Raw genomic sequence first — 22,977 nt, 5'->3', positions numbered from 1 at the left:
TCGAATACTGTTTCACATAGGTAATTCGCCATATCACTATTCTGCTTCCTGGAAATGGGCACCATGTCGGGATTGCTGGTGACCAGCCACTGTGGGAAAACCGTTCGGCCCATGTCTAACTATAGGGATGAGCAATTAAACCCATAGTTTCCTCCGTTGCTTGATTTCTCCCGTCATCATTGTCGTCACTGATAACCCTGAAAATCACTGCTAATCCCTATAGATTCGGGTCGGAGTGCTGATCAGATACCACGTTCCGCTACCGATAGAGTTTACGAAGAAGAAAATCATTCAGGGTATTGATTAACGATACGGCTCATGACTGAATAGGTCCTGAACTGGACCTAGTGGGGTCTCTAAGACTTTACCGTGACACGTGGAATCGTATGCAGGAATAGCAAAACAGTTATTCTAGCATGATGCGTAGAGAGAAATAGGATGGAGGAAAGTATTTCCGGCTTTAAACAGCAGGGTGACTGGGTGACCATCGTTGAACACGGTGAGCGCATCACCGAAGCCTTGCGTGACGCAGGCGCTGAGGGGGAAGCGTTCGACGAATGGGATGAGTGGCGGCCGAAAGCCCACGAACGGCTCCGCGACGATATGAACGAAAAAACCGCCGAACAAGCCACCCTCTCAGCAGGAGAAGGTGAGCAAGCAGATAAATCACCAACTGAAGATCTGCAAACTGCTGGTGAAAAAGTAACCGAGTCATACGAAGCGTTGGATGAGAACGATAGTGAAGACGCCATTGAAAACGGCCGAGATTCGCTTGACTATTTCGCTCGCGCAGCTGACACGGCCAGTCGGAAAGTGGTTCGGACTGCCGAAGAAGTCGTCTATAAGAATGTCATGACGAAGATGGCGCCCCAATATTTCGATAATGACCTCGTGAGCGCAAACATCCAACCGAACGCGAAATGATGAATCGCCGTATGCATTCGAGGTGAATATCAACGATGACGACCGGAAAGAGACTGTGAGCGAGCGACTCTCCGAGTATGAGGAAACAGTGGACCGGTGGCACGTCAAAACCGAAAAGAATACCGAGACTCTGGAGGCAGCCGAAGATGTCGACCTCCCTGACTGAGATAATCGAGATGTGAATGGTTACACTGGGAACGATTGGAATCCTTGTAGTGACCGGCATCGCGAGCTTGTTTACCGCATGGACGATCGGGGCAGGCTCGTCTGGCTCGACACCTTTTGCGCCAGCAATCAGCGCGAACGCAATTCCGACGATGCGTGCCGCCTTCTTCGTCGGAATTTTAGGATTCGCCGGTGCAGTTCTGCAAGGAGCGGCTGTCACACATACGATTGGGGGTGGTCTGATACACGGGGTGACGCTTTCACCGCTGGCTGTAACAATCGCACTTCTCACTGCGGCCGGCCTCATCGCTCTCGGTGTGTTTGCTGGCTACTCCATCGCGACCGCCTTTACCGTCACGGGCGCAGTAGTTGAGTCGGATTGGCACTCGGGGGTGACCCTGCGTGGGACGAATACCAGATGATCGTGGCACTATGGGTGCTCACACCGCCAATTGGTGGGGGAACAGCATATGTTACCGCCCGGCTTCTCCGCAGTGACCAGCTATCCGAACGGGTGCTTGTGCCGATACTTGCCGGTCTCGTCGGTATCATCATCGCCAGCATGGAGTTCAGTCTGCTCGGCCCGGTGGGAGAAACTCGCTCAATGGCGGCGGCTGTTGCGGCAGTTATCCCAGGCCCGACAGCCACCTGGCAGGTCGTGATGATCTCAGTAGGATTCGCGCTGGTGCTTGCGGGCTGGCTCGCACGAGCTATGGTTCAAGATGCGGACACAGCTCAACGGAACTTCCTCCTCGCGCTTGGTGCGCTGGTTGCGTTTTCAGCGGGCGGGGGCAAAGTGGAATTGGCGATCGGCCCTCTCCTGCCGTTATTTGAGTCGCTGTCGCTTGCGGTGCCGATTGTTGTGATACTCATCGGCGGTGGTCTTGGACTCTTAGCGGGTTCATGGATGGCTGCACCCCGAATGATCAAGTCTCTTACACAAGATTACTCGGCGATCAATTGCCGTCCTCGTTCCGGCATTTGCAATCGCACAAGTAGCGATCTATTTCGGCCTTCCGATGTCGTTCAACGAAATTTTCGTCAGCGCCATCGTCGGGAGTGGCTACGCCGCTGGCGCAGATAGTGTTGACTCGACGAAATCAAACTACACAATCCTCGCTTGGGTCGGGTTGCTTGCACTCTCGCTGGTGATCAGCTACGGCGGCTACACCATAATTACGCTCTTCCTCTGAGCAGACACGAATGGCGACATTGATAGAAGTGACTGTAAATCACCCTACTGGGTAGGGTACTTCAGGCGATTCGTCACTTGGTGAATCAGCGAGTAGTGAAGAGACTTACCGACAGCGTCTTCATCGCGTGATTAGGGAGCAATTTGAACTCGCGGAGCAGCAGTTGTGCATAGCGCTGTCTGAACGCTCCTCTCGAAATCAAATCAGCACTATGAAAAATCGAATGCGAGTGATTCATCGCCTGGCCGGCCGCAACAACGAAATGTTTCCACCGTTGAGGATGGTGTCGATAATCCCATCGATGTCTGGCACAGGCTCGTCCTCGGGTTCGTCGGAGGGATAATGTGGAATTGGCATGTGTGTCTCCACCTCCTCCAACCAGAAAAACGACCACCACTGCAATAATTGTTTCTCATATTCTAGCCACTACTATATCGAAACTAGAGGAATTAAAACCTACCAAGTTACTATTTGAACCGCACTGTCTAGATAATCTCCGCGGTAGTTCGTCCATCAAGTACTTGGCGGGATCGGTGGCGTTTGTAATAGCATCTAAACTACCGAAATCCAATCTGACAGCTGACCGATTGTCGACCTAGCTCGTATGAAAGCAGTCGGTGTGCATTTGCAAGCATGTAAAATCACGTTTTGATGTGGTCTTGGAGGCCGTAGTTGAGTCGATCGCTCACCCCCTAATCGGGAGAGGCAGTCAGATGGCCGTGGCTATCGACGAGAAACACAATCTTAGAGAAGTCGAGTTTCTCGGAAAACAGATGCAGGAACGCTACAGCGGGAACAGTGCCACAGCGGCTGAACAACTTGATTGTCAACAGCAGCTTCGTCTCGAGCTCGTTCACAATGTAGATCCAATACCACTCACTGGCGATTTGGATAGCGGTCTCGTCGATGGTGACCCGCGACGGTGTCGTTGTCGGTAGATCGCGCTCATTATCAGCCAGTCGTTTCTGCCACAACCAGATCACCTGCTATAACTGATCCACCCTAAGTGATTCTAAGATCGTGACTGTTTCCCTGAACGATAAGCCGCCAGCGTGGAGCAGACGGTGACAACCGTCAGGTTCGACAGATAAGGCACAGTGCACGGTGGTCGCAAATCTCCCGCAACTGCAGATATCTTGAGGTTCGAAAACGGTAGTCTTCACTCTGTTATCTAGTGAATTATGGAGCATGGTCGATCTGTACTCCACGATGATAACGCGTTACCGTGGGAGTTTCCCATTAGAGAGATAGAGAGTTGGCGATGATCATTTCCTGGTTAGAGAACGAACCACCGGAATCGTTCTACACTATTCGAGTAGCGGGAGATTTGGCTCAATATCCCGTTTCGAGGCCGTATTCTACTAGGCAAGCTTGCATAGATAGCCAGAATAGTTTAGTTATGACCGTTCCCATTAGGATTAAGTCGGTTACCATGACAGGATCTGTCGAACGTAGCGACGAACCGCATAACGAAGAGAATGGCATCATCCCGGACAGCGACGGAGACCTCGCCGCCGACTCTCCGAGTGAAAAGCGGTTATTGCCCGACGGTGGTGAAGAGGAGGAAACAGACGAGGCAAACGAAACGGAGGAGACCAACGAGGAAGGGACAGAAGAATCCGAAGACAAGACGGACGAATCACAAGAAACGACAGGGGAAAGTGAGGAAGAGTCGGACGAATACGACTACCGCGAGGAAGGGGAGACGACGGTGTTATATCTCGACCTCGAAGGGTTGTTCCTCGACCTGCTCGGCCTCGAAGTCGACCTCGACGAGGTCGAGTTAGACGTGACAGCGGTGAGTGGCCCCGGTCGATTGCTGGGGAATCTGCTCTCCGATGTCGGAAATCTACTCGGCGGTGGTTCAAAAGGGCTGCTGGGGAACCTGTTCTCCGGAAGCCTCTTCGAGGGATTGTTCAGCGATTCCGACGAAGAGTCCGATGGCTCTGGTCCCCTTTCGTCGGCGGTCAACTCTGCCCGCGATTCAGTAAGCGATGCGCTGGCAGACATACCACTCGACGAACTGCTAACGACGCTCCTCAAAGAACTCGTGGATCAGATGTTCGGCGGTGACTCTACGGAGGAATCCGAGACAGAGTCCGAAGCATGAGCGACGATACTTCGCCGCTCAACCTCGGCTCGGCGATTCAGAACATCGATCTCAGTGAAGTGTTTGCGGACACGCCGCTCGGGGGGGAGTTTAGCAACGAGACGTCGGCGGAGTCACTCGGTGCGACGATCGGGGAGTTTGTCGGTCGCCATCTCGGCGGGTGGCTCGGCGGTCTCCTTGGCGGCCTGCTGTTGGACTCCCTCCTCGATTCTGCGTCCGATACTGCATCGGACGCGAACGGCGATGAGAAAGCCGACGGAGAGGGAGACGGTGATACTGAGAGCGAGGCAAGTGAAGAGAATACGAGCGACGATACTGAAAGCGACGGGGGAGGCGAGAACGAATGACCGACAATCCCGACCCGAAAGAGGCGATCACCAATGAACTGACCGAGCAGATCGACGTCGGATCGCTAGTGACTGGCGATAGCGTATCCGATCAAGTGGATGGTGCGTCGCTCGGGCGAACGATTGGCGAAACGGTCGGTGCACTCGCTGGGCGCTACCTTGGTCGCGCTACATCCGACTGGCTCGTCTCGAAGCTATCATTCCAGAGTAACGACGAGGGTGAGCGCTCGCTACTTCGCCGCATCGGGGGTGCGTTCATCGTTGCACTCGGGCGAACACTGAGCCGACCGCAGTTCCGTGATCCTCTCGAGAATAGGCTCCGTGAGTACGTCGAACGACGAGAGGAGACACTCGACGAGGCGAAAGAGACTGCCAAAGAGGCAGCGACGGACGCAAAAGAAATCATGGAAGGGGTAAGCGACGAGGACTCCAGCACCGATGCCAGTAATCTCGACGCTGACGATATACAGACCATTCGAGAAGAGACGTACCGTGACCTCCTTGAGAAGATGGAGTACTCAGAGCTTCAGTCCATCGCGAAGGAGGTCGGCGTGAAGGCAAACCTATCGCGTGAAGAGCTGGTCGATGCCATCGCCGAGGACTTCAACGACGATTCCGAGGAGGACAAAGAATAAACCGATGCGGAATTAATTATAGTGGCCGTCAGCGACTAATCTGCGGACATTCTATTCAAACCATGAGTAATGACGAATCTAACCTCGAACAGCTACTCACCGATGGGATGGAGCGAATTCAGACGGCACTCGACGCCGTTGAGGATGACGAACTGCCGGACGAAAAAGCCGAATCAGTGCACGACACCGTCGATGCCATCGACGAAGAGATAGCAAATGCGTCGCTCGACGAATTGCTCACGGCCACCGGGTTCGCGAACGTATCGGACGATATCGCTCCGACTGACCTACCGATAGTGATGCAAGATGCCGACCCCGATGCAGTGCTCGACCTCCGACGCGTACTCGAGCTGGCAGACCTCTCGAACGAGTGGTCGAACCTTGACGCAGAGGAGCGCGTCAAACGACTCCAATGCATCGGCGGCGATGAAACATCCAGCGCCAGCGAGAGAAGCGTAAGCGACTTGCTGTCGGCAGTGTTGCCGACATTCAGTTCCGACGAGGAGACGACGACCGAAGCGAGAAACAAAGACGAGGTGGAAGGCGACGAGACCGAGGCGGAAAGCGAGGACGATGAAGAAGACGAATCTTCGTCGACCGAGAAAACCATCGCGAAGCTTCGTTCGCTATTCGACGCCGCCGGATTAGGAGAGAAAGATAACACGGACGAGGAAACAGTGGAAGAACCCGAGGAAGAACAGGATAGCGGACATGGAGGCAGCGATCGCGGACAGGTCACTACCAATGTCTCCACGATGCCGTCCTCTCGGCCAGACATGGGTCGTTCGACTCGCCACTCAACGATATCGAATAAGAACTGACAGCTACGAAGCAGCATCCACTCCGAGTGTTTGCATCGCCGCTGAAACTGAGATCTTTATCGACGAATTCCGCCGTAGCTGACCGTTCCTCGCGAGTACCGTCTGCACCTCTTCGTACTAATGATATACCTGGTTGTATGCTTTGATAACTACTGTGAGGTCTCTCTTCTACTACTCTTATAGAGAAAACAGTAGTACAAGATATCCTTCTAACGACGGTGTCAGTATGGTGGATGCATATCTACGTCCAACCTGTGACAGACGTATTTTGAAGGGGTATCCCTCTGCTGACCACCGTTGAAGGATTTTGTCTTCCTGGAACGTGGGTGCGGATGGGATATCTCTATCACTGCGAATCCCACGTTCGTCGGACGTGAATAGCGCAGTCCAACTGCCGCCGTTCACGTCCGACACTACGTAGCATGGTGAGGGATTTCAAGGAAATTGGGGAAAGCGGCAAACTAATCGAGAGATAGCTCTCACTTACCGAGCAGAGTCACTGAACATGGGGATGTACGAAGCGCACTGACCAGATTCTCCATCGCCACGAGTTCCCCATGTTTGTCGGGTGGGACGCACGTTCCTTTCCCTCCATCAACACCCGACAATTGTTGCTTGTCACCCATAGCCAAAATATTTTTGGATAAGGAAATAGTCAATGGATAAATCATGGGTGAGAGAAAGAGGGGGAAACCAAACGATACTCTTAGCGGGGTGGATATGTAGCGAGTCGTCTGACGTATCTCACACATAAATATCAAGTTTGATCCGTCGGTGCGTGGACTGTGTGAGGTCGAAGATTATAGGCACAGACGTCAATCGATTAGCATCACAGTTCTGCTGTTGCTCTGGGGAGATGTCCTACTTCAAGTACGATATTTTCGAGGAAGAAATCCCATCCATCGAACTGGGTAGTGAGAAAATCGCTGACTAATAGAAGTTTAAAATAAATCACCACATCATCTCGCAGTCGCACTCTCACCAGTAGATTTACGTTCTGAATCTGTTATGCGCGGTTACTGTTCTCTCTCCAATTGATATCCGGGTATTTAATTCAGAAGTTAGCGTATAACGAAGTACATGAGTAACAACTCGGACACCGTCACACGGCCAGCCGATACGATGCGCGAGCGCGTCGGCGAAACCCGTGTGAAGATATGGTTCCTAATTAGCGCGAACCGCTGGCTCGTCACCGGTGTCATTCTCGTGAGTGCGTATGTACTGCTCCTCACTGCTCACCTGCTTGGTCCCAGTACACCACAGAAACTCGCGACGACCAGCGGAGTAGCGTCACTGTTTGGCTCGATGGTCATTGCCGTTGTTACGAGTGTCACCCTCGTCCTCTCTATCTCACAATTCGTGCTCGCCGAGGAAATCGGTCCACTCGGTCAACAGCGCGAGCGCATGACGAACGAAACCGAGTTTCGTGAGGAGGTAGAGGAAGCCGCAGGCATCGGCGTAGTTCCAGTCGAACCCTCTCGATTCCTCCGGACGCTCATCGAAACGGCGGATACGCGCGCAAGGACGCTCAACGATGCGGTCACCGGAACCGCCAACTCGGAACAGCTTGAAGAGGTCGCTGAGTACACAGATGGACTCATTGAGCACAGTCAAACCATCAGCGACGATTTGGCAGGCGCAGAGTTCGGCTCATTCGAGACGCTGCTTCCCGTCCTAAACTATAACTACTCGTGGAAGATATTCGCTGCGCGAACCCTCCAGAACAAACACACGGAATCGCTCTCGACCAAGGCGGACGAGGCATTCGACGATCTGATTGAAGCGCTTCGGTTTTTCGGCCCAGCACGTGAACACTTCAAGACCCTCTATGTCCAGTGGGAGATCATCAACATCTCGCGGGGCGTGCTATATGGGGCGATGCCAGCGCTGGCGGTCGCGGGGTACATGATGCTTGAGTTCGATGCCTCGAAGATTGCTGGCACGGTGTTCGGCGTCAGCACCGCCTACCTCGTCGTCAGTGCTCTCTATGTGCTCACACTCATCCCGTTCGCCGTGTTGCTTGCCTACCTGCTCCGCGTCCTTACGGTGATGAAGCGGACGCTCGCAATTGGGCCATTCATCCTTCGAGACACACAGGAGCTAGAGGAAATTCGCCACGAGGAGGCGAGCGAGATCCAATCAGAGAAGTGATTTAGGTTTGAAAGAAGCTTGTGAACATAGATCGGGAGTTACGAAGGTCCTACAAAACGGAAGTCCAGGTTCCCAACAGTTGAGGAAAGGGTAAATAACTAGAGTATTACCGGAACCAGATCGACAGTAGAGCGTTGTCAATTTTATGTCGGAGTTGTCTGCTGATAGTCGATAAATCGGACTTGGACGGTAACTGCTCGAGGTGTATCCTCGGCAATCCGTTGCTGAAGCGTTTGAGACAACCTTGGATAACTCTCATTCGAGGAGCGGCCAATGACGACAGTGACTGACCCACTTGCTTGCTTACCCGAAAACCTCCCGCCTCCGTACGCGGTGTACGCTTGTTCAAGTTCTAACTGTGAATATTTCGATTGCGTCAGCACTTCGTTGACATTGTGGTTAACTGTCTGTGCAAAGAGAAGATATTGGTATGTGGAGATGAGAATTCCAACGAGAAGAAAGCCTACCACGAGGGCACTCGCGACCCCTACGATCGTCCGGAGGTCGAGTGAAATAACATCCCGAAGGTTGCTCGAATTAAATGACCGATAGCCGAACGCCCAAAGTGCAATGAAGGCGGTGATATTGATCAGCAGTACGTTTACAAGGAGTAATGCGAGCGCACCGAGCGCCAGCAGTGGCTGTAGCCACACAACTCCAAGACCGACGGCGGCAGCAGCTGGGATGATTGCGGCGGAGACCGCAACGCCAGCGATTGCGACCGGAAGATCGGTTGCCAGCGCAAGAGCACCCGCGCCGCCAGCAAAGAGTGCTATTGTGAGCGTGAGTACGGCAGGCGCACTGAAACTGCTGATCTGCCCGATATTCTTGATAACGAGTGTTGGCGGAACAAGGAACCCCCACCTGAACACGAATCCTGCAGCAGTTGCTCCAGCAATAGCAACTACGAGTCCAAGTAGCTGTGATTTAAAACTGTCAACGATTGATTCATAGTCTCCGATAACTGCGCCGACGCTTGCGGAAAGTGAAGAACCGGCAAATGGCGAGATGACCATCGCGCCAGTGATCACGATTGCAGAGTTAAGTAGGAGGCCGGCAGCCGCGACGATAGCACTGACTGCAGAGAAGAGAACGAACATCGACCGTTGTGGTGTCAATTCTCGGGCTTTCGTCCGTAGTTCTGCGTGTGAGCGCCCGATTTCGTCCTCTGGCCCCTGGGTATACCGTCCCTCGAGCTCATCAAGGTTCGGTGTCGTCGCCGTCTCGATCTGCGTGACGATTGTGAAAGTATTATCCTCAAGCCCGTCATTATGGAGCCTCTCCAACATCTCATCCACCGCGCCATCGGGAAGGGGGAAGTAGACGATTGACGCGTCGTTATTCGCTGCTTCGTCAGCGATGACGTAATCAGCGTTCACCTCCTCAAGGGTATTGAGAACGTCGTCTTGAGAGTCATCTGGAACGCGTATCTGAATGAGACGCATACCACCGTATTTCAGAGACACGAAAAAACCTTTGTGAAACGCTCGATTCATAAGAACTGACGGAGTAAACAATGCGGTCATGAGCAATCAGCAAGTTAAAACGGCCAACCGAGGCTACATTTTCATACTGCTTGGCGTCGGTATCAATACGGTACTCTTTCTATCAGTCCTTACTCCTGCTGTATTCATGTCGTCACCTTCAGTTCAGATAGTCAATTATAGCGAACCGTTTGGATTCCATATAGTGGTTTACTAGCTTTATTTTCCGCTGGAATGTACTGTCTTAGCGGCCTCAAAATCATTGCTCCTGAGATCGCTGCAAAGTTTGTGTTTGGACTCGGGTTTCCGATACTCCTTGTAGCTGTGATTTGGACGATGAACACATCGTCAACTGGTCGCATCCTCTCGTCAACTTCTATTCTTCAATATTATACTATTTTCATCGTTTCTCTTGTGAGTACCGGCCTAATAACCGCTACGTGGTATACAAAGACTATCATTTGCTCTCAAGAGTATATTACTCTATATCAAAATTATTTTGAATAATAGACTTCAGTCCTCTGTTCAAATACCAAACAAGCACTCAACCCATACAGTACTCTGGCCACCATGCTCGGCCTGTACTCATTCTAAGTAGAGAAAGGAGTGTTACTTACGTTCCGAATCAGTTCTTCGCACCGTAAGGACGGACGCATTGGAATGTCGAACGGCTTTCTCGGTGACGCTTCCGAGAAGATGTCGGTCAAGCCCGCTTCGACCATGGGTGCCCATGACGATGAGATCGATATCATTTGTCTCAATGTAATCGAGAATTGTCTGGGCGGGCTCCCCGCGGCAAACTGATCCAGTTACGGACGCAACCGACGCCTGATTTGCTCGTTCTATGGTCTCATCCACCACCTCCTCGAAGCCAATAAGCCCAGCAGCTGTGGGTGCAGTGATGATGAGACTATCGGTTGTGGCGTCTAGTTGATTAACTACGAACTCATATTCATATATAAGTTAAAATTATTTAAATTTTTTTAATTTAATCGTTGGGGAAATTGCTATGACGCTAGCGATGTCGACCCTACTGCATGGCCACTAGAGCAAGCTACTGACGACTACAGCCTCATAACGTGACTTTTCGGGAGGAGGTTGGAAGGGGAAATCGCTCTCCAACTCCTCTGCGTTCGCCACCAGGAGAACCCATGAAACAAAGCACTCCTACTCACGCTGGCTATCGTCAGTGGGACAGAACTGCCCCAAATCATGAGTAGGATTGACACGGCCTTATAGATCCTGGCCATTCGAGATCTATTAGAGATCGGCTGGTAGCCGTGTTCTATTGAGAATCAGGGTCATCGCCCGATATCATGCCAATGACCGTATACCGTGGTTGCGGATCTACCTTCTAATGGTTCCTTCTTCATAGGTATGTACATGATATTACACTTGTTCTACTCTTTGAAAACGAATATACCTCTCCAACGAGCATGACACTGCCTGGAACGTGGAGTGATAGAGGTAGGTGCTAGGTACCGTGAAGTCCACGTCCGTCGAGGGAACTCACTCTGACCCACCCGACACAAAGGGGGATGCTAGTCATTCACTTAGTGGTTGGGTTCACTGTCGGCAGTGAGAAGGGGACATGGGCGCGCGAATGGTCTCCTCATGACTGTCTCCTACCCTGAACGAGTAATTGATCGGTCAAAAAGGTATATATTGAAGTAATGTGGATGAAAGTGCCAGCGCTACACTTGTTGCAGTACTGAAACGTGAGTAAGCGGTGGTGAAGCGGTGAGTACGCTGCCCACGTTCGTCGAGCATGCTCATCTAACAACCGTCATGAGAGCCCAACGAAAGTTAGCATGATGTGGTAGCAAAGTACTTTGGGAAGTTACAAAGAGCATCAAATTGACTAATATGATTTACTTGGGACTCTCTCAGCGATACTGTCGTTCAATACTGCCTCACCGTCGAGTGGCAACCAATGGTGAGGTAGGAATTGGACGCTTTGCGTCGGGTTCGCGATGCCGCTGCTGCTGTGTGTACCGTGCCCAGGAACGCAAATATGTGTGCGACTCTCGAAGTTCAACATTGACTGGAGTAGCTATGTCATGTTGAGGGTCACCATAGAACCACCGTTCGTCGATTGGAGGGGTCAGCTGCTCATGTTGCGGATTTCCGTATTGCCACACGTCGACGTTCACTGTCATCTTGTTTCCCTTCCCGATCATGGGTCCTCATGGCTAGATTGGCGTTACTAAGCCGTCATCCTGACTTCTTGCTCTTTACTACGTGTGGTAACAATATAACCTATATTATGTATATGCCAACAAAGGACGAAGAGGAAAGTGAAGAAAATCGCAAGCCGACAACTATCTGTATTTACTGCTAAACTTGTTCAATAACTGTGGCCAGTAACCGAGAGCGCACCTTCTTGTTAAAATTGCGTTAATTTTTGGTCGTTAAACACCTATTAGTCAATTTTGTCTGTATCACGAATATCGATTCCACCGTCGCTCCAAATACTCACGGTTACATTTGTCAAATGAATTTGAACAGAAACAGCAATATCAGTCGTATCTTTGAATAGCATATCGATCGCGTCAGGATTGACATGATCATAGAGAGTAAACTCATCTTCACCTAATGAGGCGTTCTCATGAGCTTCGACTGCTTCAAGGATTGCTTCGCTAAGTGATGCTTCTGTATCCTTCGAATAATACCGCCGTCGCTCGGAATGCTCATCCATGTTTTTCCTCTGAATACCGTATCGACTACGAGCAGGAAATCTGTTTGGGCTGGGTATTATGCTGGAGTCGGATCTTCGAAATTTGGATTCATAAGTGCGAAACAAGGGAGTGTGTATTAAGATCAATCTCCCGTAGTGGCTCTACGGCATCGATTCCAACTGAATTCCAAGATCTATTCTAAGAACCAACGTTCGCCCACCTTGCGACGCTGATCTCAAACGGAGCACCGCATGTGACACCAGTGTGGGTCGATTACGACGCTGATACGAATCGCCTACTAGTGAATACGAAACGTGGCCAGCAAAAGGAGGAGAACGCTCGAAACGATCCGCGGGTCGCCATCAGCATGACCGATCCGGATAGCCCCTACCGGATGCTCTCAGTCACAGGTGAGGTTGACGAAGTTATTATGGAAGGGGCAGGCGAGCATATCGACGAGCTAGCACAGCGACATATGGGCGAGGATGAATATCCGAATCCGATTCAAATGGAACGCATCCTGATCGCGATCCGACCAGAGCGCGTCAGCCATTTCGAGGCGTAAATTACTGGGTCGCTTTCGATCGTGAGGATAATTTGATGGCCACCCACTCTTTCTAATGTTGATGGCCAAAGTCACCTCATGAAAGCACTTGGTAGGATCGACAGAAATGTTTGAAACGAACGTGATTCGTGATGCAGTAGCGCAGATTTGAGACGAGCCAGTCGAGGCCATCGCTAGACTACACAGACGCTCCAAATACCTGTTCTAGGCGTTCAGTTCACCCTCTCTGTCTTTCACTGAGGGAGTTGCCTACTCTTGGGTATCACCGGTAGGGACGATGCCATCCATAATCAGTTTCAACTCTTCCGTGGTTTCGTTTTGACAACTACAACTGAGTACCGCACTCGTACGCGCGCTTGCCGAGTACGAAAACCAGCCGATCAAAGACATCGAGCCAGTGTATAATACTGCCACAGTGATGCGTAGATCAATACTTCCCCGGACATCAGAAGATGGTATCAGAAGTGAATGTCTTAACGTGTTCTACCGGCGCAGGGATTGGGGCCACGATCAATGAGCGATTTGCTGGTCGAGTGGGTTCATATTCTCCTCTGAGGAACGCCATGATAAATGGTTTAGTTTATATACAAGCAGAGCTTCTTTATAACTAAGACCACTAGCTGTGATGAGGTGGCCAGCGAGTGGATTCCTATCCCATCAAGAAGAGACTATTCGCGCTGGCTTTCAGGAGGACACGCAATGGAAGACACGATCATCGAGTCAAACACTTGTCACACTAGTACCGACCCACCGCTAAGTGTGCTTATTCGCGAAGCGATCGTTGCACGTACAGAAACTACCGACTGCGAACCTCTTTACGATGTGATCGATCCCGATGCCCTCGAAGCATTGTTTGCCTCAACCCAAAGGGACACTGATCGAACTGGAAGCGTCACCTTTCAGTACTGTGGATACCAGGTTACCGTTTTCAGTGACCGAACTATCGATATCGACCCCCTCAGGGTGGTGGAGTAGAGTATCTCATGAATTATTGTTTTGATGATGGTTTCTAGTCACGGTATTCGAGTCGATTTTACTCCTGCGGATGCTGTCATGCCGTATCCGTTCACGAACCAATGGTTCAAAGTCCCCTTGGCGGACGTCTTTCACTGCAGAGTCCGTATGAAGTAGTACGCGCGGACGAGCCCAGCATCCACAGCGTCATCGTCACTTCTGCCACTCGTCACCCGCGCTCCATTCATCCCATCCCCATAGTCAGCGAGCAGCACGGGCACAAGATGCGTGCAGACGAGCGATCATCAACGGAACCGAATCGCAAAAATGCGATCCGCCTGTTCGGGGAAATTCTTCGCTCAGACGCATCGCTATCGTCGAGCGTGGATCGAAAATATGGCATCCGAGTGGATGACAGTGAGTTCCCTCCTCAGTTCGTCAGGAAAGAGGGAGAGCGTCCATGAGACCGGAATGGCATCGGATGCCATTCTCTCCTCTGTTGATGTGCGTATTAGTCAGTTGGCATGGTTTGTAATGTTGAACGAAGTAAACTCTGTAAACAGCCGCTGCTGTAACCTCGAAAAAGAACCAAGTATAGCGAATGAAGATAGCGTCGAATCATCGAGGCCACCAGAAGGTACCAACCATCGATCGGTAACACCGACCGCGAGTCGATGGTGCTTCTGCAGCGAACGACCCGCTCTCTGAGCGGAGAAGGAAACGAGTGATCCGTGGGTCTGGTCATAAAATACTGGATGACTACAGTGCGAACCCATCTGAAAATACGTATTAGTAGGGGTAGAAGTACATATTCTCTGGATTAGAATCTAGTAAATATTTTCCATAACTTCCCAATTATTGAAAGTTTGATTGGAATGTACCGCGTAACAAAGGAGGATGTTACTGTGATTCCCAGGTAGCGATGTCGAATTCAAACCGTAATTTCCGATCGACACGCCGAACACTCCTTCGCTCTGCCGCTGTGAGTGTCAGTGGACTTGGCGTACTCAGTGGGCAGGGAGCTGCAGCTTCAGGCACTAATCAACCAACAGAGGTTATGACGAAGGACGCCGAGGCTGGAAGCCAGTGTGTCACCCTGTTCGGCACCATGACCGACTTTGGTGGTCATGATCATGTCTGGGCGGGGTTTACTTACAAAAAGAAAGGAACGATGTCGGGCAGCATTGGCGAGGAAATCAAGCTTTGGGATCCAAAAGCGGCGCCAGCACAGCTTCCGGCCGATGACCAACAAGGCCCGAAGTTTTCACTGACATTCACATACGGAGATGAGGGAGTGAGCAAAGAGAGTGAAGAATGGCGACTTCGACCGGGCACCACCTATACCTATCAGGCTCAAGCACGATTGCCTCGTGAAATCGGATCAGTTCCGATCTCAGGCGACCATCAAGAATTCACGATTCCACCCAACGACTAATGTAGGAAAGTGAATGGATTAATACTGAGTCATTCTTCTCGTACGATGGCTCGAGACTTTCCCTTCATTCCACTCGCGCATCGCCACGGACAAACCGCTCTCTATCCCGTACTATTACCCAGTAAGCAATTCCCCCCAACCAACGTTGTGACGTACTGAGAATAGCTATCCAAGCACTCTCCTCAAACACATCAACATCTGCGTGGGTTATTGGTACATTCCTTCTGCTTGGCGTGGTTCTGCCTGCTCATCGTCCTGTGCGTGTTGGAACTGTTGAGTAATCTATTGTTTCAACCGTCACATGGCAGTTGTGCAGGCAACCACCGATTCAGTGCACGCTAACTGAAGCGAATAGATATTTCGTAGCGTGTGCGCAGTGAAAGCTAGCCACAGGATCACTCACGCAGGAGCTTGTTACCGCTTGGAATCGTATATGTGAAGAAACATCCCAAGCGAGGAATCAATAACCTGGCGCTGCTCCTCAGATGGTATGCAAGTGGCGGTTGCACCTACATTCTAATCTCGTTGGCTCTCGAATATTATACTCATGAGGACGCCGCTGTACACATCGTTCCTGCGGTGATTCCGGGGTTGGGGACGACAGTGGCGGCCACGCTATTTCAGTTCGCCAGGCGGATGGGGGAACTTCAAGTTGCAAATCGGATTCGTCTGATGATGCAGTACAGCCCGCCCTGGTCACCGCTCCCTCTCACCGGCTCTCAGGCCCATGCGGAGTGTTTCGCAACACTACTGAGTGATCACTGTAGAATCGAAAAACGAGATCCTAGATGCAGATACCTTCCACTAATTGATGTAGGTCGGAGGATGCATGTCACTGTAGTTCCCCCACGCTGGGACGAAACTCAAAAATTCTCGCTCGTTCGGTTCCTAGCCCTTTCTGATTTTAGTTCATTAATAATGCTCAGGTTGGGATACGAGGACAAGAAACACCGAGGATTTGGACCGTTATTTATAAATTGAGGCGATTCTTTGAGTTTCGTGCGGACAGAAATTCGTTGTTGGCACTTCGCAGAGTGAGCGAACGAGGTACGAGGAACATATGGCACGCGAACCAGATAACGGCAGCTTTAGAGATATCAGGGGAAACGTCGATGGGCATCCAATGGTGAATATGCTACGGTATCTGCATTCATATTGGCCACAACTTAGTCTCGGCATACTTACCAGTCTCACGATGCGGCTCCTTCAGCTGGGTCCAACGTTGGTGGTGGCCGCAGCGATCGATCGCGTCATCGCCACAAACGGCAATCCGGGAATCCTCGCCGGCCTCGGACTCCTTCCGACGACGGGGATCCCCGCTGGACACACGGCACTCCGCATTGCCATCCTCCAGCGGCTCATCGGCATTGCTATCGCGAGCTATGCGTTGCTCGCAGTAACGCGGTTCGTCTCCCGGTATACCTTCCATAAGATAGCGCAGTCCGTTCAGCATGATCTCCGCCGGGATACGTACGATCATATGCAACAGCTCTCGCTCGGGTTTTATCATAATCATCACACGGGCGGGATGATGTCGATTCTCAACAATGACATCAATCGCCTTGAGAGCTTCTTCAATACCGAACTTCGCGAACTCATCAGGGCGACAGTGCTCGTTCTCGTTGTCGGTACCGTCATGTACAGCATCGATCCGATACTGGCGGCGTTCGCACTCCTGCCGATGCTGTTCATCGCTGCCGCGACCGCGAAATTCATGCAGTGGATCTGGCCGAAGTATCAACAAATCCGCGAAATTGTCGCCCGTCTCAACACCGATCTCGCCAACAACCTGAACGGGATTGATGTCGTCAAGTCGTTCAATCGCTACGATATCGAACAACGACGAATTTCCCAGCAGAGTGCAGCGTATCGGGACACGAAAATGCAAGCGGTACGGAGTCGGAAATTGTTCTTCTCGTCGCTCCAACTCATCATTGGCGGTGTGTTCGTCGGCCTCCTCTGGTACGGCGGGAATCAGGTTATCACTGGCACCATGACTGTCGGAACCTTCACGCTATTTTTCATGTTTCTCCGCCGGCTCCGTGATCCGATGGAGCGCGTCGGCAAAACAGCGAATCAGTGGCAGAAGACGAAAGCGAGTGCTGAACGCGTCTTTGGAATTCTCGCGCAGGAACCAACGATTACCTCTCACGAGGATGGCCACACCCCTATCCATCTTGACGGGCACATCGAGTTCGACGATACTACGTTCAGCTATGAAGAGAGCGGCGACCCGGTCGTGAAGAATATCGATCTCGAGATTGAACCCGGTGACACCGTCGGCTTCGCCGGACCGAGCGGTGCCGGGAAGTCCACGCTCCTCAAACTCATCTCGCGATTCTACGACAGTGATACGGGTGCTATCCGCATCGATGGTATCGACGTTCGAGAGTATGATGTTCAGAAACTCAACGAGCACGTTGGTATCGTCGAACAGTCGCCATATCTGTTCGCGGGCACGATCGCGGAGAACATCGCGTATGGCGACCGCAACCTCTTTATGGAGGTAACAGCTGCGAAAGCGGACGGCGAGGAATTGTCAGAGACGGCCGCACGACGCCTGCGGAAGGTGGCGAGCACCGCTGGCGCAGACAAGTTTATTCGAGAGCTAGCAGACGGTTATGACACGTTCGTCGGCGAGGACGGCGCGAAACTCTCGGGTGGCCAGCGCCAGCGGATCAGCATCGCTCGGGCCTTGCTCAACGATCCCAGTATCATCATCTTCGACGAAGCGACTTCATCTGTCGACACGGAGACGGAAGAACTCATCCAAGAAAATATCGAAGAGGTGTGTGCTGATCGGACGGCGCTTGTGATCGCACACCGGTTGTCGACAATCCAAGATGCGGACGAAATCGTCGTGATGGACGATGGTCACATTACGGAGACAGGCACCCATGATGAACTCTGTGCGCGCAATGGCATCTACGCTCAACTGTGGACGACGCAGTCCAAGGGTACCGCCACCGCACACGCAACCGCTGCCGATTAACTCCGTCTGTGGCGACGTCGCGGCTACAGTTCCCTAAAGCATCGACTCTTTCATTGATACATACCTCTAGTTTGGCGCGGCTCTGCTTGCTCATCGTTTCGTGCGTGCTGGAACTGTTGGGAAATCTGTTGTTTCTGCTCTTGAATACGATCTGCCTGTTCACGGAGTTCGTCTGTCGTGATCTCAAACTCGACCAGTGGTTCGAGTGCGTTCTCAATGACGGCGCGAGCAGCCGCTGGATCTGGAAGACGAGGATCTGCTTGAACGAGTAGCAATGCCGCTGGAACGTCTTCCTGATAGCATGCATTTACCAGTGCGCCAGTGACTCCGTTGACAGCACCGGGATCATCTGCGATGGGAATGCCCGCGTCGGCAAGTTCCTGTTTCACTGCCTCGGTCGTCGCTACTCCACGCACATCGCCGATTTGATCCTCAGCTTGTGCTGGTGCACCAGCAAGGAAGATAGCTCGACTGAATCCGTCGGCCAGTTCCTCCAACACACATTGACTCAGTGGAGTGAATGTATCTTCCGGGATCGGCACGTCACTCTGCAGTGTCATCACGGCTGGGTCCGCCCCGGCGGAGACGCGGATGGTATCCTGAATGCGTCCTTCTGCAAATGACGCAACGGATGAGAATGCGTCTGATCGGATCGCTCCGTGGTGAGTGAGCCCGAGTTGCTTGGTAATGTGATCAGCGGCAATTGAAGCGACTAGCCCATGGCCTGGCAGTCCTTCAATGAGGGTTGGGGCGGGTGACTCAAGCTCTGATACTTGATGAAAGGTTGTGGTAGGGGTCTCAGTCGGCATACTCTCTCAGAGTCCGCCAGCCACGTCTATAGCTCTCGTGGCCCGTCGCTACAATCCTACTGGTTGTTTTCCCTGAATTGCAGACGCTACTGTCTTGTTCTTCACCGCCGGAGTGAAGCGAGCGAGAAGAGTAAGCAAGAAGCCACGATGTAGAAGTCGACAATCCCCAGATCCCACCGCAGATTCAACTGTTTCTTCAGCCCTACGAAATATGCGTCAGGCACAGAGCCAAATTCTTATGCTATCTGTTCCCGTCTACCACTATCCACGACCCGCAGACCAGTTCGCGTGACGACTGAGAACACCACAAGGAGAGAGAAATAATGACCAGGATTACCGATGACACACCCACAGATATCTTCATCCTGCTCGAACGGGCATACTGTCGTGAGACTCTTTGTTACTTGCTACAGCAAGATCGAACAGTCCCCCTCACAGAGGTTGCCCGCCACATTACTCAGCAGGAGGCTGATACACAACACGAAACAATCTCACCTACTGTGTACGAAAATATTTACGCTTCGCTCGAACGTGAGCATATTCCGCGATTAGTCGAAGCTGGCTTAGTTACTCAAACTCGACGGTGCGATCACCTCCTTATTTCGCTCACGAGCAACATTCAGTATGTCGAACCATCCTTGCGGCCGTATGCACCGACTCCGAATCGCTATCGCATCGATTGAATTAAAACGACGATACCGCCTGCTCCTCGGCAGCTGACCGATAAATCGCATCAATCACTCGCTGCACAGTCAGTGCTTGCTCGACAGTGTTCTGGTTCGGGGCAGTCCCCGTTCGAACCCCGTCCACGAATACGCGCTGTTCGGCCGTAAACGCATCTTCTAGCCGGGTTTGAAGCGTTGTATCAGACAGGTGATCAGCGCCAACCGGGCTTGATTCATAGACCGTGAGTGACTCAGTGTCTCGATCGAACCGGGCTCCGGCCTCCGTTCCCCGGATGAAATACGCTTCACTCGCCGGTCGATTGGCCGCCCACGCAACTTCCAACGCAATCGTTTTGCTATCAGCACATCGGAGAAACGCGCTGATCGAATCCTCAACGTCGAACTGGCCTGTTCCCGTATCTTCGCCCCACATATTGAGATATGTATAGTCCTCGCGAGCGCCGAATTGTGAGCGGGTCGTCGCGCTTACCTCCAGAAGCGCTGGGAACCCATGGATGTAGAGCGCCAAATCAATCGCGTGCACGCCAATATCGATCAGTGCACCACCGCCAGCGACCTCCTTCGTTGTAAACCATGTGCCACGCTCGGGGACGCCGCGACGACGGATGAAATCCGCTTCGATATGACGAATCTCGCCAAACCGGCCTTCGTCTTGATAGCCCTTAATGGCCTGAATCGACGGGTAAAACCGCGTATGGAACCCAACCATGCAGAATGTGTCTGCGTTTTCAGCAGCCTCTGCGATGCGCTCAGCACTTTCAAGCGTGTGTGCCAACGGCTTTTCAAGGAGGACAGCAATATCGGCCTCGAAGGCCGCGACCGCGTATTCCTCATGAAACTGATTCGGTGTTGTAATGATCACACCATCCACGTCGATCGCAAAGAGCGCATCAGCGGTGTCGAACACCTGCGTCTCGTATTTCTCGGCAAATCGTTCGCGCGCTTCGGCGCTAATATCGATGCCCCCCACGAGATTCACTGGAAGATCTCGTAGGCGATCAGCATGATAGTGGCCGATATTCCCGAGTCCAATGATACCGATCCGCACTGGCTCATCGCCTGCATCAGCAGAAGGTGAGTCAATTGCTGACATTGCACATTTCGACGACGACTATCTACTAGTAGCTTGCCGCAGTGAACGGCTAACGACGAAGATCTCTCCTGGAGAGAAGATTATAAATAGGCATCAATAGTATTCAATAAAAAATCCTGGAATAGAAAATACGCCGACCTGAATGAAACGACTACCCATAACCAATAGTGGAAGTACTTAGGACAACACTTTTTGAAAATAGGAGGTGCGTTGTTGCAGTTATTGTTTGCGGTTGTGACGCCGCTGGGTATCGCACTGTTCTGGGGCGTCTAAGAGAAGAAATACGACGCAACAACCAACCAACAAATCATCGAGCATTCTATGGATTAAACTCGGACACTCGATTTATTGCAGTCATTCACGATGTTCGATTTCGATGAGATGCTCGATTCCCCACTGCTCAACGTGCGTTTCTTCAAAGTTCAAGGCCATCGCAAGCATATCAGCCTCACGCTTGAACGTGCAGATCGTGCACGAGAGGTAATAGCCCATGAGATCTGTATTCGTCGAGCGTGAGTATCGCCTCTGAAGTATCTTCGACGAGCGTTCGGAAGAATGATGCTTCATCTAGGTCGACCGCTGAGGCGGCGAATGCACTTTCGGTAGGAGAACTTTCTCTCGTCATGGCTTCTAATGGAAATGTACATCCTATCTCTTGGCTATTACGCTTTCTACTGAGTTCGGCCGGACAAACGTGTTGCATACTCTTCTATTTGAGATATATGATTGATTTCATAGGCGAACGCAGCAAATGACTTCATCATCGAACGAGAGCGGACACGCAGGGAACTGACAATTCATAATCTTTCTGAACAGAGATCTATCGTCACGATTAGCGAATCAGCGGTATTTTGGATATTTTACTTGGAAGGTGAAGTAGTATCAACTGAGGCTTGACTCCAAAAGTGATCATGAAGAGATATACGAAGAAGATAACGCTAGTCGCCACCACCTCGGATGTGCATAGTTGACCCCAAAATAGCCACCTCGAAGTCGATCCATTTGGATGGCTAGTCCTGATTTTCGTCGGTGTTCAGTGCTGATGTGAGTATCTGTGGTTCATGACCGGGCAGCAGAATCAGGTTTTCACGCCCAAGCCGAATCTTTGTGAGGTGGTCGTCGGCTTCCATCCGTGACAGAAGCGTACTCACTTTCGCTTTCGACCAGCCGGTTTCGGTCACAATCTGTTGCTGACGCATCTGTCCCCCATGTTTCATGAGGAGACGAATGATCTGCGCTTGGTTACTGACGACTGGTGAATCTTCATTCGATTTCTGTCCAGTAGTGACGGAAGCGTCTTCTGAACCCCTGCGGCGACGGTATAGAACGGACATGATACCGATACTAATAATGATGAGTCCAAGCATGACCCAGCGATCGACGAGCCAGATCAACATCGCCTGGCTCACGCTCTGGAATTCATCTAATAGACACATGATTGTCGTGAGTCCCCCACACGATCAAAGTCACGAGCAGACCACTCATAGATACCGGTCAAACCAAGACGCCATTTCCCTGTAGGGGAAATAGCCAACCGAGAACTCATCTACGATGAGTAGCCGAATAAGTATAGTATGAAAATCCGGAATAGTATGCCTTTAATCACCAATTTCGATCGACAATCACGATTTAGAGACGGAATTTCTGCAATTCAGCTCAGATCTCGACGTATTGTGACTCCCACTCGCGGCGTGCGTCAAGTTCCTGATGGCCACGTTGGCTAAGTACGTATTCGTTTGTCCGGCGATCTTTTTCACTCTTTTCAACCAGTCCTTTGTCAACCAAGGCGTCAAGGTTTGGATACAGCCGCCCGTGATGCACCTCTTTTTCATAATAGTCTTCGAGCTCATCTTTCAGTGCAAGCCCATGCGGATCATTGAGTCCCGCAAGAACGTAGAGTAAATCACGTTGAAAGGCGGTGAGATCGTTCATACC

Annotated in this window: 17 protein-coding genes and 3 pseudogenes; 12 read left to right on the top strand and 8 right to left on the bottom strand. The window is 51.5% G+C overall.

Annotation, left to right across the window (positions count from 1 at the left end):
* Positions 1-438: 438 nt before the first annotated feature.
* The 7 genes and pseudogenes from LIW51_RS36255 (at position 439) to LIW51_RS36220 (ending at position 8,346) form a co-directional block, all read left to right on the top strand.
* Positions 439-1,090, top strand: a pseudogene (locus LIW51_RS36255) (DUF5828 family protein).
* 16 nt (positions 1,091-1,106) lie between these two features.
* Positions 1,107-2,282 (top strand): annotated as a pseudogene (locus LIW51_RS36250) (inorganic phosphate transporter).
* 1,432 nt (positions 2,283-3,714) lie between these two features.
* A complete protein-coding gene (locus LIW51_RS36240; RefSeq protein ID WP_227380731.1) occupies positions 3,715-4,392 on the top strand; it encodes a hypothetical protein in 678 nt (225 codons plus the stop codon).
* Positions 4,389-4,739 carry a hypothetical protein gene (locus tag LIW51_RS36235; RefSeq protein WP_227380730.1) on the top strand — a complete coding sequence of 117 codons (351 nt, stop codon included), beginning with the start codon at positions 4,389-4,391 and terminating at the stop codon, positions 4,737-4,739. Before LIW51_RS36240 ends, LIW51_RS36235 begins: the two co-directional genes overlap by 4 nt.
* Positions 4,736-5,374: a hypothetical protein gene (locus LIW51_RS36230; RefSeq protein WP_227380729.1), complete on the top strand. Its 639-nt coding sequence runs from the start codon at positions 4,736-4,738 to the stop codon at positions 5,372-5,374. Before LIW51_RS36235 ends, LIW51_RS36230 begins: the two co-directional genes overlap by 4 nt.
* Positions 5,375-5,436: 62 nt before the next feature.
* Positions 5,437-6,195 (top strand): hypothetical protein, encoded by a 759-nt coding sequence (locus tag LIW51_RS36225; protein ID WP_227380728.1) that lies wholly within the window; start codon positions 5,437-5,439, stop codon positions 6,193-6,195.
* Between the two features lie 1,080 nt (positions 6,196-7,275).
* The gene (locus LIW51_RS36220; RefSeq protein WP_227380727.1) at positions 7,276-8,346 is read left to right on the top strand and encodes a DUF7972 family membrane protein; all 1,071 of its coding nucleotides are present in this window, start codon (positions 7,276-7,278) and stop codon (positions 8,344-8,346) included.
* A 143-nt stretch (positions 8,347-8,489) separates the two neighbouring features.
* Here LIW51_RS36220 and LIW51_RS36215 read toward each other — a convergent pair whose 3' ends face one another.
* From LIW51_RS36215 to LIW51_RS36205, 3 genes are all read right to left on the bottom strand, one after another.
* On the bottom strand, positions 8,490-9,791 hold the full coding sequence (locus LIW51_RS36215) for a TIGR00341 family protein (protein WP_227380726.1): 1,302 nt from the start codon (positions 9,789-9,791) through the stop codon (positions 8,490-8,492).
* A 648-nt stretch (positions 9,792-10,439) separates the two neighbouring features.
* Complete coding sequence (locus tag LIW51_RS36210) at positions 10,440-10,688, bottom strand: universal stress protein (RefSeq protein WP_227380725.1); 249 nt, start codon at positions 10,686-10,688, stop codon at positions 10,440-10,442.
* A gap of 1,564 nt (positions 10,689-12,252) precedes the next feature.
* Positions 12,253-12,528, bottom strand: a complete 276-nt coding sequence (locus LIW51_RS36205; RefSeq protein ID WP_227380724.1) for a HalOD1 output domain-containing protein — start codon at positions 12,526-12,528, stop codon at positions 12,253-12,255.
* Positions 12,529-12,653: 125 nt separating this feature from the next.
* Here LIW51_RS36205 and LIW51_RS36200 point away from each other — a divergent pair.
* From LIW51_RS36200 to LIW51_RS36185, 4 genes and pseudogenes are all read left to right on the top strand, one after another.
* Positions 12,654-13,073: pseudogene (locus LIW51_RS36200) on the top strand (PPOX class F420-dependent oxidoreductase).
* 699 nt (positions 13,074-13,772) lie between these two features.
* On the top strand, positions 13,773-14,048 hold the full coding sequence (locus tag LIW51_RS36195) for a HalOD1 output domain-containing protein (RefSeq protein WP_227380723.1): 276 nt from the start codon (positions 13,773-13,775) through the stop codon (positions 14,046-14,048).
* 1,036 nt (positions 14,049-15,084) lie between these two features.
* Entirely contained in the window at positions 15,085-15,462 is a 378-nt protein-coding gene (locus LIW51_RS36190; RefSeq protein ID WP_227380722.1) for a hypothetical protein, read from the top strand.
* Between the two features lie 1,060 nt (positions 15,463-16,522).
* Complete coding sequence (locus tag LIW51_RS36185) at positions 16,523-18,454, top strand: ABC transporter ATP-binding protein (RefSeq protein ID WP_227380721.1); 1,932 nt, start codon at positions 16,523-16,525, stop codon at positions 18,452-18,454.
* Positions 18,455-18,504: 50 nt separating this feature from the next.
* On the opposite strand, the gene LIW51_RS36180 is transcribed toward LIW51_RS36185, so the two are convergent.
* Positions 18,505-19,263 carry a proteasome assembly chaperone family protein gene (locus LIW51_RS36180; RefSeq protein WP_227380720.1) on the bottom strand — a complete coding sequence of 253 codons (759 nt, stop codon included), beginning with the start codon at positions 19,261-19,263 and terminating at the stop codon, positions 18,505-18,507.
* Positions 19,264-19,586: 323 nt separating this feature from the next.
* On the opposite strand from LIW51_RS36180, the gene LIW51_RS40320 reads away from it, so the two are divergent.
* Complete coding sequence (locus LIW51_RS40320; RefSeq protein ID WP_438267513.1) at positions 19,587-19,946, top strand: DUF7344 domain-containing protein; 360 nt, start codon at positions 19,587-19,589, stop codon at positions 19,944-19,946.
* Position 19,947: 1 nt separating this feature from the next.
* On the opposite strand, the gene LIW51_RS36175 is transcribed toward LIW51_RS40320, so the two are convergent.
* The 4 genes from LIW51_RS36175 to LIW51_RS36160 all read right to left on the bottom strand — a co-directional run bounded on the left by LIW51_RS36175 (position 19,948) and on the right by LIW51_RS36160 (position 22,974).
* Positions 19,948-21,042: a Gfo/Idh/MocA family protein gene (locus LIW51_RS36175; protein WP_227380719.1), complete on the bottom strand. Its 1,095-nt coding sequence runs from the start codon at positions 21,040-21,042 to the stop codon at positions 19,948-19,950.
* Positions 21,043-21,396: 354 nt separating this feature from the next.
* A complete protein-coding gene (locus LIW51_RS36170) occupies positions 21,397-21,609 on the bottom strand; it encodes a hypothetical protein (protein ID WP_227380718.1) in 213 nt (70 codons plus the stop codon).
* Positions 21,610-22,052: 443 nt separating this feature from the next.
* Complete coding sequence (locus LIW51_RS36165; protein ID WP_227380717.1) at positions 22,053-22,451, bottom strand: helix-turn-helix transcriptional regulator; 399 nt, start codon at positions 22,449-22,451, stop codon at positions 22,053-22,055.
* 247 nt (positions 22,452-22,698) lie between these two features.
* Positions 22,699-22,974 (bottom strand): PadR family transcriptional regulator, encoded by a 276-nt coding sequence (locus LIW51_RS36160; protein WP_227380716.1) that lies wholly within the window; start codon positions 22,972-22,974, stop codon positions 22,699-22,701.
* Between the last annotated feature and the right edge of the window lie 3 nt (positions 22,975-22,977).

The organism is Haladaptatus halobius (assembly GCF_020618475.1).
GTDB classification, from domain to species: domain Archaea; phylum Halobacteriota; class Halobacteria; order Halobacteriales; family Haladaptataceae; genus Haladaptatus; species Haladaptatus halobius.
This window is presented reverse-complemented; position numbering and strand designations above follow the sequence as displayed.

What these genes read in the sequence shown, in the direction of transcription:
- LIW51_RS36240 (WP_227380731.1), top strand. Translation starts at nt 3,715, where the DNA reads ATGACAGGATCTGTCGAACGTAGCGACGAACCGCATAACGAAGAGAAT.
- LIW51_RS36235 (WP_227380730.1), top strand. Translation starts at nt 4,389, where the DNA reads ATGAGCGACGATACTTCGCCGCTCAACCTCGGCTCGGCGATTCAGAAC.
- LIW51_RS36230 (WP_227380729.1), top strand. Translation starts at nt 4,736, where the DNA reads ATGACCGACAATCCCGACCCGAAAGAGGCGATCACCAATGAACTGACC.
- LIW51_RS36225 (WP_227380728.1), top strand. Translation starts at nt 5,437, where the DNA reads ATGAGTAATGACGAATCTAACCTCGAACAGCTACTCACCGATGGGATG.
- LIW51_RS36220 (WP_227380727.1), top strand. Translation starts at nt 7,276, where the DNA reads ATGAGTAACAACTCGGACACCGTCACACGGCCAGCCGATACGATGCGC.
- LIW51_RS36215 (WP_227380726.1), bottom strand. Translation starts at nt 9,791, where the DNA reads ATGCGTCTCATTCAGATACGCGTTCCAGATGACTCTCAAGACGACGTT.
- LIW51_RS36205 (WP_227380724.1), bottom strand. Translation starts at nt 12,528, where the DNA reads ATGGATGAGCATTCCGAGCGACGGCGGTATTATTCGAAGGATACAGAA.
- LIW51_RS36195 (WP_227380723.1), top strand. Translation starts at nt 13,773, where the DNA reads ATGGAAGACACGATCATCGAGTCAAACACTTGTCACACTAGTACCGAC.
- LIW51_RS36190 (WP_227380722.1), top strand. Translation starts at nt 15,085, where the DNA reads ATGACGAAGGACGCCGAGGCTGGAAGCCAGTGTGTCACCCTGTTCGGC.
- LIW51_RS36185 (WP_227380721.1), top strand. Translation starts at nt 16,523, where the DNA reads ATGGCACGCGAACCAGATAACGGCAGCTTTAGAGATATCAGGGGAAAC.
- LIW51_RS36180 (WP_227380720.1), bottom strand. Translation starts at nt 19,263, where the DNA reads ATGCCGACTGAGACCCCTACCACAACCTTTCATCAAGTATCAGAGCTT.
- LIW51_RS40320 (WP_438267513.1), top strand. Translation starts at nt 19,587, where the DNA reads ATGACCAGGATTACCGATGACACACCCACAGATATCTTCATCCTGCTC.
- LIW51_RS36175 (WP_227380719.1), bottom strand. Translation starts at nt 21,042, where the DNA reads ATGTCAGCAATTGACTCACCTTCTGCTGATGCAGGCGATGAGCCAGTG.
- LIW51_RS36170 (WP_227380718.1), bottom strand. Translation starts at nt 21,609, where the DNA reads ATGAAGCATCATTCTTCCGAACGCTCGTCGAAGATACTTCAGAGGCGA.
- LIW51_RS36160 (WP_227380716.1), bottom strand. Translation starts at nt 22,974, where the DNA reads ATGAACGATCTCACCGCCTTTCAACGTGATTTACTCTACGTTCTTGCG.